Origin of the sequence: Agrobacterium sp. El2ro-1b, from assembly GCF_048298475.1 — a bacterium.
Taxonomy (GTDB): Bacteria; Pseudomonadota; Alphaproteobacteria; order Rhizobiales; family Rhizobiaceae; genus Agrobacterium; species Agrobacterium fabrum.
The window spans coordinates 2,539,997-2,556,782 of the sequence record NZ_CP103458.1; the positions used below are offsets into that span (position 1 = coordinate 2,539,997).

Sequence of the window (16,786 nt, forward strand, 5' to 3'; positions counted from 1 at the left end):
AGACAACGCGCCGGCGTGCCGACGCCTCATCTTACTGCTTGTTGACCACAGCCTTGTCCGGGTTCGGCGGGAAAGACGGATCCGTCTTGGCGCCGCGCAACAGGTCCAGCGCGTAGTTGAGCTGGATGTCGTCCTTTGCTTCCGGCGGGACGTAGGCGGAAGAGCCCGAACCCTCGTCGGTCTCGCTCTGGCCTTTGATGTGACCAGAAAGGCTGGATTCGCCTTCAGCCGTCACACGGCCCTGCAATTCTGCCGGCAACGGCTGCTCCACCTTGATATCGGGCTCAATGCCCGTACCCTGGATCGACTTGCCCGACGGCGTGTAATAAAGCGCCGTGGTCAGGCGCAACGCGCCCGCTTCACCGAGCGGAATGATCGTCTGAACCGAACCCTTACCGAAGGAGCGCGTGCCGACCACGGTCGCACGACGCAGATCCTGCAACGCACCCGCGACGATTTCCGACGCCGAAGCCGAACCGCCGTTGACCAGCACGATCACCGGTTTGCCATCGGTCAGATCGCCGGCCGTCGCATTGAAGCGACGTGTCTCATCGGGATTGCGGCCACGGGTCGAAACAACCTCACCGCGCTCGAGGAAAGCGTCGGAGACATTGATCGCCTGATCGAGCAGACCGCCCGGGTTGAGGCGCAGGTCGAGGACATAGCCCTTCAGCTTGTCGGCCGGCACATCCGCCTTGATCTTCTTGATCGCCTTTTCGAGATCGTCATAGGTCTTCTCGGTGAAGGAGATGACGCGCAGATAACCGACATTGTCACCCTCGACGCGAGACTTGACCGCCCGCACGGCAATCACGTCACGCACCACGGTGAATTCGAGCGGCTTGTCGGCACCCTTGCGGATTACCGTCAGCTTGATCGGCGTCTTAACGGCACCGCGCATCTTTTCGACGGCCTGTTCCAGCTTCAGGCCGCGAACCGGCGTACCGTCGATTTCCGAAATATAGTCGCCGGCGAGAATGCCTGCACGCGAAGCCGGTGTGTCATCCATCGGCGAGATGACCTTGACCAGCTCGTTCTCCATGGTCACTTCGATGCCGAGACCGCCAAACTCACCCTTGGTCTGGGTGCGCATGTCGTTGGCATCCTTGGCATTCATGAAGCTCGAATGCGGATCGAGCGAGCTGAGCATGCCGTTGATGGCATTTTCAACCAGCTTCTCGTCATCGGGCGGCGTCACATATTGTGCGCGCACGCGTTCGAACACGTCGCCAAAAATCGACAGTTCCTTATAGGTCGAAGGCCCGGCCGCCTGTGCCGGCATGCTCGCCGAATAAATCACACTCATCGCCGTGGCGCCCATAAGCCCACCGATAAGGAGAAGCGAAACCTTACGAATCATTGTGCGCCCTTCCGGTATTTTTTGCGGTCCACCATGGTTGGGAATCAACCGGCACACCATTTTTCCTGAACTCAATGTAGAGCGTTGGCCGGTCGGTTTCCAGCGCCAATGCTGCTGCACTCGCTACTCTTTTTGCACCCATGGAGGCGATGGGCTCTCCGGAGAACACAAACATGCCCTGTCGCGTCCTCACATTGTCCATGCCCGTCATCACCACATGATATCCATTACCCGTATTGAGGATGATCATCCGGCCATAACTGCGAAAATCTCCGGCAAACACCACGAAGCCATCCGCAGGCGCTGTCACGATGGCTTCCGGTCCGCTCGCCACAACAATTCCCTTGGAAAAGTGGCCCGTACCATCCGCATCGCCGAAGCGCCGCAACACCTCGCCAGCAACCGGCAGCTCCAGCTTTCCCTTCAAACTCGCGAAGGGATATGCGGGCGCAATGCGGTTTTTATCGGGCATTCCGGCCTCGGCCGCGGCACGCTCTTTCTCGCGTTCCGCTTCGGAAAGACGGGCCAGACGCTGCTCTTCCGCCCGCGCCTTTTCCATCGCCTCACGCACCGAGGTAATCTCGCCTTCAAGCGAGCTAACCAGTCCTTCAAGGCTCGTCGCCTTGCCCGCAAGCTCTTCAGATCGCTTGCGTTCCGCCTCCAGCTGCGCCGCCGTTTGGGTGTTCTTGCGGTCGTTTTCGGCAATCAGCAGGTCGAGGCGTTTTTCCTCTTCCAGACTTGCCGTCATCATACCCGTAAGATCATCCTTTTCGCGAGCGATTGCCTGCCTGACATCGGTCAATTCTTTGAGAGCGGCAACCAGCTTGTCGGTTTCACCACGAATGCCGGGCACGACTGCGCCGAGAAGAATGGCACTACGGACCGAAGCAAGCGCGTCTTCCGGCGAAACAAGAAGGGCGGGGGGCGGGTTTCTGCCCATTCGCTGCAACGCCGCCAGAACCTCCGCCAGCACGCCGCGTCTTTCCCGCAGCGATGCCTTAACGTCATCCTCGCGCACCGAAAGCTTGGCCAGACGATCTTCGCCGTCACTGATCTTGGCTTCCAGCGCTTTACGCCGGGCGGCCGATGCGATCAGTTCTTCGCGGATGCGGGCGCTGTCCTGATTGAGGGAAGCGATGCTTTCCTCGAGCGTCCTTGTCTTGTCCTCCGAGAGGCCGATGCTGTCGACCAGCTCTTCCAGATCCTGCCGGTTCTGATCCCGACGCTTTTCCAGCGCCTGAAGCGCGGCGGGGGACGAATCGTCGGTCGCCGCAGGAAAGGCTCCCGCATCATCACGCGCATGAACAGGGCTACCACCTAAAACGAAAGCAGCAATAACCGCGCCCGCAAGGGCAGCGTGCCGTTGTCGTTGAGGCTCAGTATCCATTTGAACTTTCTTTGCTGCCGAAGCGGAAGCGCCGATATTACGGATTTTGTCGCGATCTTCCAAGGGGCCTGAAAAAGGCTGCCGTCAAAGCCCCTCGCAGCCAGCGGTGTCGCGGAGTTTCATGTTGAAATTGAGACGATTTTTGGAATCGAAACCCGTTCAAACGCGGTGGTAGGGATGGCCGGAAAGGATGGTGACGGCACGGTAGAGCTGTTCGGCAATCAGGATACGAACGATCTGATGCGGCCAGGTCAGCTTGCCGAGATTGAGAACCGCCGTCGCCTTGTCATAAAGCGCGGGATCGAGCCCGTCTGCCCCGCCTATGGCGATCACGAGGTCACGCTTGCCGCTATCGCGCAGATCGCCAAAAAACGAAGCGAAGGCAGGACTATCAAGGGCTTTTCCGCGCTCGTCCAGCAAGACGAGGACCGCGCCGTCAGCCAGATGTTTTTCCAGCATCGCCGCTTCTTCGCGCTTGCGGGTCTCGGCATTGGAAGCACGGCTTTCGCCCACCTCGATCACCCGGGAAAACTCCAGCCCGATCGCCGGACCGGTCTTGGCCAGACGCTCGATATAACGGGCCGCAAGATCCTTTTCAGGGCCGGATTTCAGCCGTCCCACCGCAAAAATTGAAATCCGCATCGCAAACCTGCACTCGTCGTGACCACCAGGGTCCCGCTCTTAACAGCATAGCCTGCGGATTCCTATGCGGCCGGTCTGATTTCCGGCCAGAGACACCGTTTCCGAAGTCAGTCGTGATCTTCGGCAAACACGATGCACTCGCTCAAAGGCTCACCGCATCAATGCAGCGTTTCTTCCGGCATTTCCGGCGTCGCCCACATTTTTTCAATGTTGTAGAAGACGCGGATTTCCGGACGGAACACATGAACGATGATATCGCCGGCGTCAATAACCACCCAGTCTCCGGCCTCAAGGCCTTCGATGCGGGCGTTTCCGAACCCTTCATCCTTCATATCTTTCAGGAGATGTTCGCAGATCGCCGAGACATGCCTGTTCGATCGCCCGGAGACCACGACCATGTAGTCTGCAAGCGCCGATTTTCCGGCAATGTCGAGAGATACGATATCTTCAGCCTTGGAGTCCTCGAGGCTCGCGAGGACGGTTTCGAGGGCATGATCGGCGGCATCGTCGCCACTGTCCTGACCCTTCGGGATAGCAACAAATGCTTTTCCCTTGGTGTGTACTGTTGTCAGAGGTTTTCCCTTTCCAAGAATGACAAAACAGATACTGGCGACGCGAATCTGTGCGTCGCCCCATGAAGGTGGCATCAAAGCATTAACTTTTCAAGATATGGAGCCTTCAACGGCTGTCGCATACATCATTTGTGATTATTGCGGAGCGCCGTCGAACTGAGCGTCGAGCGCGGACCATGGATGAAGACCCAGGCGGGCGCCCGTTTTTTCCATAAAACGCCCGCGTCATCCTCATCTATCCGCGCCTGGCTGAAGGCCTGCGCCGTGGTGGAGGAGAGATAAGAAAGGGTGGAGCCTGGCCGATCGATCACCGCGATCGGAAAGGTCTCGGCGATCTCTCGCCATTTCTGCCAACGATGGAAGCTCTTGAGATTGTCCGCCCCCATGATCCAGATGAAGCGTACGTGCGGATTTTTTGCCTTCACCCTGGCGAGCGTATTGGCCGTGTAGCTGATCCCGAGCGATTTTTCGAAGGCTGTTACCTTGATACGCGGATCGCTGACGAGCCTTTCGCAGGCGGCGATACGGTCTTCAAGGGACGCCAGTTCGGAGCGGCTTTTCAGCGGATTACCGGGCGTGACCATCCACCAGAGCTGGTCGAGGCCCAGCCTGCGCAACGCGATTTCGGCGACGAGCGCATGACCGGCATGCGGTGGGTTGAAGGAACCGCCGAATAGCCCGACCACCATGCCGCGCTCCGCATACGGCATGGTGAGATAACGTCTGTCGAGGCGTGCTTCGGCCGACAAATATCAGGTCCGTGTCTGGCCGGTGCCATGCACACGGTATTTGAACGAGGTGAGCTGCTCGACGCCGACGGGGCCCCGCGCATGCATCTTGCCGGTGGCGATGCCGATTTCCGCACCCATGCCGAATTCGCCGCCATCGGCAAATTGTGTCGAGGCATTGTGCAGCAGAATGGCCGAATCGAGTTCGTTGAAGAACCGCGCGACCACATCCGGGTCCTCGGCGATCACCGCCTCGGTATGATTGGAAGAATAGGTGCCAATGTGCTCGATCGCGCCGGAAATGCCATTGACCACGGCGACCGAAATGATCGCATCGAGATATTCGGTGCGCCAGTCCTCTTCCGCTGCCGGTACCAGACCCGCGACAACATCGCGAACGGCCTGCGACCCGCGTACTTCGCAACCCGCGTCAAGCAGGGCTTTGACGACCGGCTCCAGATGTGTAGGAACGGCAGCCGCATCCACCAGCAGGGTTTCGGCCGCCCCGCAAATGCCGGTGCGACGCATCTTTGCATTTACGACGATGGCTTTCGCCATGTCGAGATCAGCGGATTTGTCGACATAGATATGGCAGATGCCCTCCAGATGCGCGAAGACCGGCACACGGGCTTCAGATTGCACCCGCGCCACCAGGCTTTTGCCGCCGCGCGGCACGATGACATCGACCGTGCCGTTCAAGCCGCTGAGAAGCGCACCGACGGCGGCACGGTCGGTCACCGGCACGAGTTGAATGGCATGCTCCGGAAGACCGGCGATCTTAAGGCCCTGCACGAGGCAGGCATGGATAGCACGCGATGAATGTTGCGAATCCGAGCCGCCGCGCAGGATCACGGCATTGCCGGCCTTGAGGCACAGCGCGCCGGCATCCGCCGTCACATTCGGGCGGCTTTCGTAGATCACGCCGATAACGCCGAGTGGCGTCCGGACGCGCTCGATTTTCAGCCCATTGGGCCGATCCCAGGCCGCGATGACTTCACCGACCGGATCGGACAGCGCGGCAACCGAGCGGATGCCTTCGGCAATGCCGGCGATGCGCGCATCGTTAAGCGTCAGCCTGTCCACGAACGAAGCGGCAAGGCCGGCGCTTTCCGCAGCCGCCAGATCTTTGCGGTTGGCGGCAAGGATCGCCTCCTTCGAAGCCTCAATGGCAGATGCCATGGCAAGCAGCGCACGGTTCTTCTGGTCCGTGCCGGCGATGGACAACGGTCGCGAAGCAGCTTTCGCCTGAGCGCCGATGGTCATCATCAGCGCGTCGATATCATGGCTCTGCTTCACGGCCTGTTCAGGCATGGACCTCATCCTTCTTTGCATGTTTCACTTTGACGGCAGCGCCAGTCATCACAAGGTCGTCGCGATGGATCATCGCCGCCCGTCCGACATAACCGAGGATCGCCTTGATCTCGTTGGACTTGTGGCCGATGATCAGGCGCGCTTCCTCTGCATCGTAACCCGCAAGACCACGCGCCACTTCACGGCCTTCGACGCCGATGATGGCAATGGCATCGCCGCGTCCGAAATTGCCCTTCACCTGCCGCACGCCGGCGGGAAGCAGGCTCTTTCCGGCATAGAGCGCCTTTTCAGCCCCGGCATCGACATGGATTTCGCCGGCCGGCTGCAATTGCCCGGCAATCCAGGTCTTGCGCGCCGTCACCGGCGTGCCGGAGGGTGCAAACCAGGAAGACCGCGCACCGTTTTCGATTGCCTTCAGCGGATTGAGCGTCTTGCCGGAAGCGATGATCATGCCACAACCGGCAGCGGTCGCGATCTTGCCCGCATCGATCTTGGTGCGCATGCCGCCGCGCGAAAGCTCGGAGGCAGCCCCACCCGCCATGGCTTCGATTTCGGGCGTGATATCGGCAATCGTCTCGAGAAATTTCGCATCGGGATCGAGATGCGGCGGGGCGGTGTAGAGCCCGTCAATATCCGACAACAGCACCAGCAGATCGGCACCCGTCATCGTGGCCACGCGTGCGGCCAGACGGTCATTGTCGCCATAGCGGATTTCGGTGGTCGCCACCGTGTCGTTTTCATTGATGATCGGAATGGCGCCGATCTTCAGCAATTGGTTGATGGTGGCGCGCGCATTGAGATAACGGCGGCGCTCTTCGGTATCGGACAACGTCAATAGAATTTGACCGGCAACGATCTCGTGCCGCGACAGGCTTTCCGACCATGCCCGCGCCAGCGCAATCTGGCCGACAGCCGCCGCCGCCTGGCTTTCTTCCAGCTTCAAGGCGCCGGAAGGCAGGCCGAGCACGGTGCGGCCCAGCGCGATGGCGCCCGAAGACACGACCTGAACATCCGCGCCGTTTTTCTTGAGCGCAGCGATATCCTCGCAGATGGCATCCAGCCAGTCTTTCTTCAGGCCGCTTTTCCGGTCCACCAGAAGCGCCGACCCGATCTTGATGACGATCCGGTGGTGGCTCGCCAGCGGCTTGCGCGTCAGGCTCATAGGCGGTCGTCCTCTTCCTCGACCTCGCTCTCATGCGGCATCGACCGGTCTGGAAGGGCGGTATCGCCGCCATTGCTTGCCGAAACGATGATGTCACGAAGGGCGCGCAGCGCTTCCGTCATGCCGATATGGGCGGCAGCGGATAGCAGGAGCGGAGGACGGCCGCAGGCCTTTTCCAGTTCCTTGGCCTTTTTCTTCAGTTCTTTCTCGTCGAGCACGTCAATCTGCGACAGCGCCACGATTTCCGGCTTGTCTGTCAGCCCGCCGCCATAGGCGTCGAGTTCGGCCTTGACGGTCTTATACGCCTTACCGACTTTTTCTTCCTGGGCGGAGACGAGGTGCAGCAGCACCCGCGTGCGCTCCACATGGCCGAGGAAGCGGTCACCAATACCCACACCCTCATGTGCGCCTTCAATAAGACCGGGAATGTCGGCCAGCACGAATTCACGACCGTCGATGGTCGCAACGCCAAGGTTGGGATGCAGCGTGGTAAAGGGATAATTGGCGATCTTCGGACGCGCACGCGTCACCGTCGCCAGGAATGTGGATTTACCCGCATTCGGCAGACCGACGAGACCGGCATCGGCAATCAGCTTAAGCCGCAGCCAGATGGTTTTTTCCTCACCTGCCAGGCCCGGATTGGCGTGGGTAGGTGCCTGATTGGTGGACGACTTGAAGTAGGCATTGCCGAAACCGCCATTGCCGCCGGCGGCAAGACGAAAGCGCTGACCTTCCTTGGTGAGGTCCATGATAAGCGTTTCATTGTCTTCCTCGAAAATCTGGGTACCAACAGGCACTTTCAGCACGACATCCGAACCCTTGGCGCCGGTGCGGGTCTTGCCCATGCCATGCTGTCCGATCGAGGCTTTGAAATGTTGCTGGAAGCGGAAGTCGATCAGCGTGTTAAGGCCATTGACCACTTCCACCCAGACATCGCCGCCGCGTCCGCCATCACCGCCGTCAGGGCCGCCGAACTCGATGAATTTTTCGCGCCGGAACGACACGGCGCCTGCGCCACCATCACCGGACTTGATATAGACTTTTGCTTCATCGAGAAATTTCATCGGACTGCCGTTCTGTCGGTTTGCGGGCGCACCAACCAATCGTGCCGCGCCAAACAAAAATATCGTCGTTTCGAATACAAGCGCTTCTTCACGAGGTCAAAGACTATCGTGCGGCAAGCCCCTGCGCGGGACAAGGCCGGTTTGCTTCAAACCGGCTTCGTTTAACGCCTCGGGCCGAAAACTCTCTCTGTTTTCGGCCCGAGGCTCCTCAGTGTCAGCGGTGCGGCCGGATGAAATCCTCAGCCGTGATCACCGTATCGATATGCGCCACCATGGTGGCGCGCGCCGTGGCGTAGATCTGGTGGCAGCCGGTCACCCGGAAGCCGAGTTTTTCCTGCACACAAAGCGAAGCGGGGTTATCCGCAAACACACCGGAATGCAGAACTACTCCGGGCATGCGGCGGAAAAACCGCTCGACCACGGCGGCCACCGCCTCGGTCATGTAACCCTTGCCCCAGTAAAAGCGGTTCAGCCAGTAGCCGAGATGCCACTCGCCGTGCCGCAACTCCACCGAGACGACGCCGATCAGGGTATCGTCGCCACTGGTAATGGCGAAATCCCAGTCGGGCAGGGTACCGGATGTACGCAAGACCAGCCATTCCAGCGCATCCTGCTTGTGATAGGGTGCGGGAACGCGGGCCAGCATTCTGGTTACGGCGAAATCACCAAGCGATTCCGCGATGCTGCCGGCATCGGAAAGCCGTTGCGGACGCAACACCAGACGCCGCGTCTCGACGACGGGGCAGGGGCCGGGCGGTGCCATGGTCGTAGCAGTTCGGCGACGGGTCAGTTCGAGCGCGCTCATCCCATGTCCCCCCAGCTCTTCAGCGAAACCCAGGTCTTGCGGTCCAGCCGGTACCATTCGACTGGCACCATGCCGCCGAGCGCCAACGAACCGACCATGCCGGAGCCCTGGAACTGGAAACCGCACTTCTGGATGACGCGGCGCGAGCCAATGTTGGTGACCCGGCAACGGGCATCGATGTGGTCGATTTCGCGCGTGCGGAAGGCCATGTCGATCAGCGCATGCGCCGCTTCGGTCATGTAGCCGCGGTTCCAGTAGGGTTCCCCCAGCCAGTAACCGATTTCCAGCGTCTTCTCGTCTTCCTGCGGTTCAAGCGCGCAGCAACCCAGAAACTCGCCATTGTCCATGCGGGTAATCGAATAGACGCACTTGCCGATCTCGCCAGCTTTGGTGCGTCGCACGAAGTCCGCGGCGTCTTTGGCCGTGTACGGGTGCGGCATACGCGACACCATGGTCGCGATATTGGCATTGTTGGCAAGATGGGCAAGGGCGTCGATGTCTTCTTCGTGAGGCTTGCGTAAAACCAGCCTCTGCGACAGTAAAACGGGGCAATCGCTCCTCGACCGATCGGGCCTCGGCCGCTCTTCGGGTGACCGTGATTGGTCAACCCTCAACAATTCAGCTTGCATGGTTCAGTCCCTCCTTGGGGGTAAAGAAAAAGGGGAGTTGGGTGGTGCCCCATCTCCCCTGTTTTCTTGACTGAACCTGATACGTCTCAGCCGGGTCGATGGGACACCGGCTGCATATGACGCTTACCGGCTTATTCTGCGGCTTCCGCTTTCGGGGCCACGGATACGAATACGCGGCCATTGGCCTTCGTACGGAAGTTCACGTTACCTGCGGTCAGTGCGAAAATCGTGTGGTCCTTGCCGATGCCAACATTGGCGCCCGGATGCCACTGCGTGCCGCGCTGGCGCAGAATAATGTTGCCTGGAATGACAGCTTCGCCGCCAAACTTCTTCACGCCAAGGCGCTTGGATTCGGAATCGCGACCGTTACGCGAGGAACCGCCAGCTTTTTTGTGTGCCATTGGAGTTCTCCTTTAAACCTTGTTTCCCGTGTCGCGCCGATCAGGCAGCAACGATGTCCGTGATGCGGACGACAGTGTGATGCTGACGATGGCCGCGCGAACGCTTGGAGTTCTGACGACGACGCTTCTTGAAGGCGATGACCTTCTTGCCGCGATTGTGCTCGACAACTTCAGCCTTGACGATGGCACCCTTGACAAAGGGAGCACCGAACTGAGCGTCGGCGCCTTCGCCGATCACGAGAACTTCGGTGAATTCTACGGTTGCGCCTGCCTCTGCTTCCAGCTTTTCGATGGTCAGCACGGCGTCGGCCGCTACGCGGTACTGCTTACCGCCGGTCTTGATGACTGCGAACATTGTTTATCCTTTCATGTTCGTTCCGGCTCTGCCCGCAAATGCAAGCTGGCCGTCTTTTTATCAGTCGGAATTTGGTAGAAACCCGTTAGGACAGAAGTCCCTTTGAATGTCTGCCGGTGAAGCCGCCTTTTAAGGGGCGGAATAAACGGAAGGCGCACTACGCCACCAATTTGGGTGCCGATTACGCGAGACGCCTGTTTATGTCAAGATGACGACGGCTTGAAAAGTAACTGTAACGCCAAGAATTTCATGCTTTTTCGGCAGGTGAAGCAGACGGGTCTCGAAATTTGCCCCGCAAGTGTTTATATGGGCCTTCCAACAAGGAGCAGAAATGGCCCGCATAGACCAGACCGACGATTGGCGGGACCGCCACGCGCCGACACTTTCCGCCTTCGAGTCGCTTGCGATCGAGGCATATGGCCACCTGCCGGAGGAATTTCGCGCACTGACGAAGGATCTCATCATCGAGATCGCCGATTTTCCGACCGATGACGTCTTCGAAGACATGGCGCTTGAAACACCCTTCGATCTTCTCGGTCTCTTCGAAGGACGCGGTATTTCCGAACGTTTCACCATGGAAACGGGCGAGATGATAAACCGTATCACGCTTTATCGGCGCCCCATTCTCGACTATTGGGCCGAGAACGAGGAAACGCTTGGTGATATCATCACCCACGTCCTCATCCACGAAATCGGCCACCATTTCGGCCTGTCGGATGACGACATGGAGCGGATCGAGGAAAGCGCCGACGAGGCCGCGGCGGAGCGTTAAAAACCGGCACCGAAAGATTGCGGTGCCGGCCCTCAAGTTACTAGTGGTCATGCCTCATTGAAATTGCAATCGTCTCACTGCCTACAAGACGTTTGCGCTTGATCACTTCGTTAACCCGCCCCGGGTTTACACCGTAAGAAGCTGCAATGTGGTGCTGAAACTCGCCACCCCAGTACCGCAACCAAATTTCTACGGCGTCTTTTTCGGTCAATTTATAAGACTGCTGATGCATGCGATTGTCCTCTTAGGTGTCAACCTTGGACAAACTTGACAGAAGAGTCTGTGAGCGTATTCTGCTCTGTGTATATGCTGATCCGCAAGCTTTCCAAGGTATTGTGGTTTCGACACGGAGCCGAGGTTGCACCCTCGGCTTTGTCGTTCCGGCTCAGAGACCGCCTCCGAGCTCGTAAATATATGCTGGGACTCGATATTTTGAGTCAAGCGTAGGGCAATAAGCTGTATTTGTTCACCTTATGTACAACGATAATTTTATCTCAATGTACGGTGCGATTTACAAATTTTATATTTTAAAAACATGTAGTTAATGTATTTTCGGATATTTCAAGCAAGAGCTGTGAATAATACGCCCTAGTATTCGTTCCGACCCACTAACAAACAAGAAAATCGAGAGAATCAGATTTACGGACCCGAATCACTCGATTTTCTACTTATTATTATTGCTCGCCAAGCTTCATATCCGGATGATATTCCTTGCCTTCGACCACCTTGGTTACGGCCTGGCCGCAATGCATCACGCCGCTTGCAGCGTTGAAGGCATAGCTTGGTGAACCCGCAAGTTCCCATCCCTTGTTCAGGGCTTCGGTGACCCTGTGACAGAATTTCGCGTCGTCGGGACCGGTTATGAAACGATAGACCTTCACGTCTTTTTTGCCTTTCTTTGTGCGATGATATCGGCCATGGCGATCAGCCTTTCGGCCTGCCCCACATGCAGCCGTTCGATCATCTGACCGTTCATGTTGATGATGTTCAGTTCCACAGATTCCGGCTTTGCGAAAGCGGCAATAATCGCGCGTGCTTCCGCAACCGCCTCCTCATCCGGACCGAAGTGCCGGTTGGCCGCTTCGATCTGGGCCGGATGGATCAGCATCTTGCCATCGAAGCCCATGGCGCGCCCCTGTTCGCATTCGGCTTTGAAAGCCTCGATATCGCGAAAATCATTCGAGACGCTGTCAACGACATCGAGACCATAGGCCCGAGCGGCAAGAACCACTTGCATCATCCACGGCACGAGATAGGTGCGGCCGGGAAGGCGTGGGACATGCGTTTCCTTGCGTAGATCGTTGAGCCCGATGACGAAAGCGGCAAGCCGGGCATTCGGCGTATGGGCAGCGTCGGCAATCGAGGCGGCATTCAGGACACCAAGCGGTGTCTCGATCATCGCCCAGATTTTCAGATGCTCGGGCCCATCCGCCTCGGCGAGAAGATCGGCCACGTCATGAATATCGGAGGGCTGTTCCACCTTCGGCAATAAAACCGCATCTGGCCGGCAGGAAAGCACAAGCTGCAGATCCGCCTTTCCATCAGGTGTCGAAAGCGGATTGATGCGGATAACGGTTTCCCTTCCGTCGAAAGACGAACCGGAGAACAGCTTTTCCAGATTTTCCCGCGCCTTGCCCTTCATGTCGGGCGCAACCGAATCCTCCAGATCGAGGATCACGCCATCACAATCGAGCTCCCGGATTTTTTCGAGTGCCCGGATATTGATGGCCGGAACTGACAGCAGGGAACGACGTGGTATCACAGAAATATTTTCGGAAAAATTGACGATGCCGCACTTGTGTCAAGCTTTTGTGACATCTGCAAGCTGACAATCCACTGAATCCTCTTGCAAGCCGGTAGAAGAAGGCCCACATTCGTCTCGATAGAAAGGTTTGGATCATGCAAGGCATACGTTCGTTTTTCATCGCCGCATCTGGAATTGCCATTCTGGCGATGGTCGCTCTTTTCACCGCGTCGCTGACGGTCGCTTTCATCGGTGTGCTTGCGGTCCTGAGTGCTGCCCGCCTGCTTTCCGCGCGTCTGAAGCCGGCCCCCATTCCGGTCAAGCCCCGTAACCAGCGCGACATGCGTGTCTGGAACGACGGCAAGGGCACGATTATCGATCTCTGAGATCGTGTAATCCAGTCAGGATGCGATAACGCCCGACGGGCGTACCGAAGAATGCGGATTTGCGCTTCTAAAGCGCCTGGTTTTGCAGTATTTCCCCAGAGGAAACATCCGGCAGGCTTTTGTCGGTGCCGGATTTTGTTCAAGGGAAACACGGGAAGCGACAGATGGAAAAATTCACCAAGCTGACGGGCGTCGCCGCGCCCATGCCGGTCGTCAATATTGACACCGACATGATCATTCCGAAAGATTATCTGAAGACCATCAAGCGCACCGGTCTCGGCAAGGGTCTTTTCGCCGAATCCCGTTATCTCGAAGACGGTTCGCCCAATCCCGATTTCGTGCTGAACAAGCCCGCCTACCAGAACGCCCAGATTCTCGTTGCCGGTGACAATTTCGGCTGCGGCTCGTCGCGCGAACATGCACCATGGGCACTGCTCGATTTCGGAATCCGTTGCGTCATCTCAACCAGCTTCGCCGACATCTTCTACAACAACTGTTTCAAAAACGGCATCCTGCCGGTTGTCGTCAGCCCAGAGAACCTCGAAAAGCTGCTGGACGACGCCTCGCGCGGCTCGAACGCCGTTCTCTCCATCGATCTGGAGCGCCAGGAAATCAGCGGACCCGACGGTGGCACCATCACCTTCGAGATCGACGAATTCAAGCGACATTGCATGCTGAACGGTCTCGACGATATCGGCCTGACACTGGAACACGCCGGCGCCATCGACACGTTCGAAAAGGCGAACGCCTCGGTCCGTCCCTGGGCCTGATCACATTTCCGCTCTTCAAAAAAGCCGATCCCGTACCAAACCGTACCGGATCGGCTTTTGCTTTGCTTGAAAAGCCCTTGAGGCGGAGATAAGAAGCCCTCGATCCCGTCCGGCTGCAATACGACTCGGCATGCGCAGGACGGAACGAGTTTGACGCCGCGCTCGCCGCCATCGAAAACCCTTCGTGATGTTTTCCGGCGCGCCGCCCAAGGAGGGTTCTCATGACAGTCCGTTCGCTTTTCCTGCTGCCCGGTGATGGTATCGGCCCTGAAGCCATGACTGAGGTCCGCAAGCTGATCGAATATATGAACAGCGCGCACAATGCCGGCTTCACCGTTTCTAAGGGCCTCGTCGGCGGTTCCGCTTACGACGCGCATGGCGTGGCGATTTCCGATGCGGACATGGAAAAGGCGCTTGCCGCCGATGCAATCCTGTTCGGTGCCGTTGGCGGCCCGAAGTGGGACGGCGTTCCCTATGAGCATCGCCCGGAAGCGGGTCTGCTGCGCCTACGCAAGGACCTCGAACTTTTCGCCAACCTGCGCCCTGCGATCTGCTATCCGGCGCTCGCCGCCGCCTCCTCGCTGAAGCCGGAACTGGTCGAAGGTCTCGATATCCTCATCGTCCGCGAACTGACCGGCGGCGTTTATTTCGGTGAGCCGAAGCAGATCATCGATCTCGGCAACGGCCAGAAGCGCGGTATCGACACGCAGATCTACGACACCTTCGAGATCGAGCGCATCGCCAGCGTCGCTTTCGAACTGGCCCGCACCCGCGACAACCGCGTCTGCTCGATGGAAAAGCGCAACGTCATGAAATCGGGCGTGTTGTGGAATCAGGTGGTCACCGAAACCCACGCGGCCAAATACAAGGACGTGCAGCTGGAGCATATGCTAGCCGATGCCGGCGGCATGCAGCTGGTGCGCAAGCCCAAGCAGTTCGACGTGATCGTGACCGACAATCTCTTCGGTGACATGCTGTCGGACGTCGCCGCCATGCTGACTGGCTCGCTCGGCATGTTGCCATCGGCTTCGCTCGGCGCACCTGATGCCAAGACTGGCAAGCGCAAGGCCATGTATGAGCCGGTGCACGGTTCGGCTCCTGACATCGCCGGCAAGGGCATCGCCAACCCGATCGCCATGATCGCGTCCTTCGCCATGTGCCTGCGCTACTCGTTCAACATGGTGGATGAAGCCACCAAGCTCGAGGCGGCGATCGCCAACGTGCTGGACAAGGGCATCCGCACTGCCGACATCATGGCCGATGGTTGCCGTCAGGTCGGCACGTCTGAGATGGGTGACGCGGTTCTCGCCGAATTCAAGGCGCTTTCGGCGTAACGCTTGAAACGGGCTGGGCAGGGGGCATCGCCGTCTGCCCGTCCTCCTTTGGCAGAAGATGCTCGTAACGACGGTCGGTCAGCGTCTTCAGAAATGCCACGATGGCATCCACCCGCTTGTCATCCAGTGCCGGTGCCGATGTCAGTTCCGTCATGGCGATACTCTCGGGCACCTCGGGTGCATCCCATGTCTTGCCGGTTTCCGGATTGATCTGACGGCTGGGCTTCTTGCTCTTATATTTTACATAGAACAGCACCACTGTGCGCAGGTCCCTGAACACGCCATTGTGCATGTAAGGACCGGTCACGGCGACGTTGCGCAACGTCGGCACCTTGAACTTGCCCCGCTGGGCTGGATCGCCGGCAACGGCCGGGTTCTGCGCCAGCCCGAGATCGACAGCATCCGGCTTCGAGCCGTTCACAGCCCTGACGGATGTATTGGCGGGAACACCGATGTTGAAATATTTGTGGTTGGTAAAGAGGCCATCTTCCAGACCCTTGGCTCCACGGATTTCGTGGCAGGTATTGCAATTGGTGAACTGCGTCGACGAAATCAGAACGCGGCCCAGCTCCTCCTGATCGGTCAGCTTTTCCTCGCCGCGCAGGAAGCGGTCATATTTGGAATCGAAGGTGGAAAATTCGTCCGAGCGCTCGAAGCTCGCCAGCGCCTTGGTCATAGCGGCATAGGCGGTTTCATCGCTCTGGAACACATCCTTGCCGAACTGCGTGCCGAAGGCCGCGACGTAATCGGGGTTCTCCTTGAGCCGTTTCACGACAGCCGCCTTGTCCGGCATGCCCATTTCGACGGGATTGAGCGGCGGCCCGCCCGCCTGATCTTCCAGCAGGGAGGCGCGGCCATCCCAGAATTGCCCGCCGACATACTCTCCCGCCGCGTTCTTGCCGAAAGGCGGCGTGAACTTGGCGTAAGCCGCGGTTGGCGCGTTTCGGTCGCCAAGAGAAGTCCCGTCATCGCCGAGCGATACATCCCGCCCGACCTTTTCGCTCTCCCGTGCATCGGAAAAACCGGCCGTCTGCATATGGCAGGTGGAACAGGCCATGGTGCGGTTCATCGAGAGATTGGGATCGTCGAAGAGGACCGCGCCAAGCTTTTCCAGCGTTGCATAATCTTCCCCGCCATGGGCGGCAATGCCGTCGAGCCCGGTGCCCAAAGGAGCCAGCAGAATGGCTGCAGCGAGAGCGGCAGAGAGAAAAAATCCGGGTTTCATCATGGCAGGCACGCTCGAAATAAAATGCGCGATAACAGCTTCGGACCGGGAAATTTGAAGCGGTTTAAGGTCCCGTCGCGCTTCACCGGATATGGATAACCGGAGCTCACTCCGCTTTTTCATATCCCATGAAGAGACC

19 protein-coding genes are annotated in these 16,786 nt (G+C 58.5%); 4 read left to right on the forward strand and 15 right to left on the reverse strand.

Annotated features, from left to right (window positions below; translation table 11 throughout):
* Positions 1 to 31 precede the first annotated feature (31 nt).
* The 12 genes from NYR50_RS12415 to rplU form a co-directional block, all read right to left on the reverse strand.
* On the reverse strand, positions 32 to 1,360 hold the full coding sequence (locus NYR50_RS12415) for a S41 family peptidase (protein WP_006310962.1): 1,329 nt from the start codon (positions 1,358 to 1,360) through the stop codon (positions 32 to 34).
* Positions 1,350 to 2,747 carry a murein hydrolase activator EnvC family protein gene (locus NYR50_RS12420; RefSeq protein WP_418136141.1) on the reverse strand — a complete coding sequence of 466 codons (1,398 nt, stop codon included), beginning with the start codon at positions 2,745 to 2,747 and terminating at the stop codon, positions 1,350 to 1,352. The genes NYR50_RS12415 and NYR50_RS12420 overlap by 11 nt, the downstream gene beginning before the upstream one ends.
* A 159-nt stretch (positions 2,748 to 2,906) precedes the next feature.
* Positions 2,907 to 3,389, reverse strand: a complete 483-nt coding sequence (gene rlmH / locus NYR50_RS12425; RefSeq protein ID WP_174020921.1) for a 23S rRNA (pseudouridine(1915)-N(3))-methyltransferase RlmH — start codon at positions 3,387 to 3,389, stop codon at positions 2,907 to 2,909.
* Positions 3,390 to 3,547: 158 nt separating this feature from the next.
* Positions 3,548 to 4,036, reverse strand: coding sequence for a ribosome silencing factor (gene rsfS / locus NYR50_RS12430; RefSeq protein ID WP_010972559.1), 489 nt, complete (start codon positions 4,034 to 4,036; stop codon positions 3,548 to 3,550).
* Positions 4,037 to 4,086: 50 nt separating this feature from the next.
* Positions 4,087 to 4,710 carry a nicotinate-nucleotide adenylyltransferase gene (locus tag NYR50_RS12435; RefSeq protein ID WP_418136142.1) on the reverse strand — a complete coding sequence of 208 codons (624 nt, stop codon included), beginning with the start codon at positions 4,708 to 4,710 and terminating at the stop codon, positions 4,087 to 4,089.
* A 3-nt stretch (positions 4,711 to 4,713) separates the two neighbouring features.
* A complete protein-coding gene (locus NYR50_RS12440) occupies positions 4,714 to 6,000 on the reverse strand; it encodes a glutamate-5-semialdehyde dehydrogenase (RefSeq protein WP_174009490.1) in 1,287 nt (428 codons plus the stop codon).
* Positions 5,993 to 7,162: a glutamate 5-kinase gene (proB, locus tag NYR50_RS12445; RefSeq protein ID WP_418136143.1), complete on the reverse strand. Its 1,170-nt coding sequence runs from the start codon at positions 7,160 to 7,162 to the stop codon at positions 5,993 to 5,995. Before proB ends, NYR50_RS12440 begins: the two co-directional genes overlap by 8 nt.
* Entirely contained in the window at positions 7,159 to 8,226 is a 1,068-nt protein-coding gene (gene obgE, locus NYR50_RS12450) for a GTPase ObgE (RefSeq protein ID WP_006310970.1), read from the reverse strand. The genes proB and obgE overlap by 4 nt, the downstream gene beginning before the upstream one ends.
* Before the next feature lie 214 nt (positions 8,227 to 8,440).
* Complete coding sequence (locus NYR50_RS12455; protein WP_418136144.1) at positions 8,441 to 9,031, reverse strand: GNAT family N-acetyltransferase; 591 nt, start codon at positions 9,029 to 9,031, stop codon at positions 8,441 to 8,443.
* Complete coding sequence (locus tag NYR50_RS12460) at positions 9,028 to 9,660, reverse strand: GNAT family N-acetyltransferase (RefSeq protein ID WP_418136145.1); 633 nt, start codon at positions 9,658 to 9,660, stop codon at positions 9,028 to 9,030. The genes NYR50_RS12455 and NYR50_RS12460 overlap by 4 nt, the downstream gene beginning before the upstream one ends.
* A gap of 131 nt (positions 9,661 to 9,791) precedes the next feature.
* Positions 9,792 to 10,061: a 50S ribosomal protein L27 gene (gene rpmA, locus NYR50_RS12465; RefSeq protein ID WP_003492686.1), complete on the reverse strand. Its 270-nt coding sequence runs from the start codon at positions 10,059 to 10,061 to the stop codon at positions 9,792 to 9,794.
* Between the two features lie 40 nt (positions 10,062 to 10,101).
* Positions 10,102 to 10,416 (reverse strand): 50S ribosomal protein L21, encoded by a 315-nt coding sequence (rplU, locus tag NYR50_RS12470; RefSeq protein ID WP_003516451.1) that lies wholly within the window; start codon positions 10,414 to 10,416, stop codon positions 10,102 to 10,104.
* Positions 10,417 to 10,747: 331 nt separating this feature from the next.
* Here rplU and NYR50_RS12475 point away from each other — a divergent pair, with 331 nt between their 5' ends.
* The gene (locus tag NYR50_RS12475) at positions 10,748 to 11,188 is read left to right on the forward strand and encodes a metallopeptidase family protein (RefSeq protein WP_006310993.1); all 441 of its coding nucleotides are present in this window, start codon (positions 10,748 to 10,750) and stop codon (positions 11,186 to 11,188) included.
* Positions 11,189 to 11,862: 674 nt separating this feature from the next.
* Here the strand turns inward: NYR50_RS12475 and NYR50_RS12480 are convergent.
* Both NYR50_RS12480 and NYR50_RS12485 read right to left on the reverse strand, forming a co-directional pair.
* A complete protein-coding gene (locus NYR50_RS12480) occupies positions 11,863 to 12,069 on the reverse strand; it encodes a DUF1737 domain-containing protein (RefSeq protein WP_003505258.1) in 207 nt (68 codons plus the stop codon).
* Positions 12,066 to 12,977, reverse strand: a complete 912-nt coding sequence (locus NYR50_RS12485) for an HpcH/HpaI aldolase/citrate lyase family protein (RefSeq protein ID WP_418137299.1) — start codon at positions 12,975 to 12,977, stop codon at positions 12,066 to 12,068. Before NYR50_RS12485 ends, NYR50_RS12480 begins: the two co-directional genes overlap by 4 nt.
* Positions 12,978 to 13,087: 110 nt before the next feature.
* Here NYR50_RS12485 and NYR50_RS12490 point away from each other — a divergent pair, with 110 nt between their 5' ends.
* The 3 genes from NYR50_RS12490 to leuB all read left to right on the forward strand — a co-directional run bounded on the left by NYR50_RS12490 (position 13,088) and on the right by leuB (position 15,422).
* Entirely contained in the window at positions 13,088 to 13,318 is a 231-nt protein-coding gene (locus NYR50_RS12490; protein ID WP_006310995.1) for a hypothetical protein, read from the forward strand.
* Positions 13,319 to 13,482: 164 nt separating this feature from the next.
* Complete coding sequence (leuD, locus tag NYR50_RS12495; RefSeq protein WP_010972565.1) at positions 13,483 to 14,088, forward strand: 3-isopropylmalate dehydratase small subunit; 606 nt, start codon at positions 13,483 to 13,485, stop codon at positions 14,086 to 14,088.
* 221 nt (positions 14,089 to 14,309) lie between these two features.
* Positions 14,310 to 15,422, forward strand: coding sequence for a 3-isopropylmalate dehydrogenase (gene leuB / locus NYR50_RS12500; protein WP_418136146.1), 1,113 nt, complete (start codon positions 14,310 to 14,312; stop codon positions 15,420 to 15,422).
* Here the strand turns inward: leuB and NYR50_RS12505 are convergent.
* Positions 15,403 to 16,650 carry a cytochrome-c peroxidase gene (locus NYR50_RS12505; RefSeq protein WP_418136147.1) on the reverse strand — a complete coding sequence of 416 codons (1,248 nt, stop codon included), beginning with the start codon at positions 16,648 to 16,650 and terminating at the stop codon, positions 15,403 to 15,405. The genes leuB and NYR50_RS12505 overlap by 20 nt on opposite strands.
* Between the last annotated feature and the right edge of the window lie 136 nt (positions 16,651 to 16,786).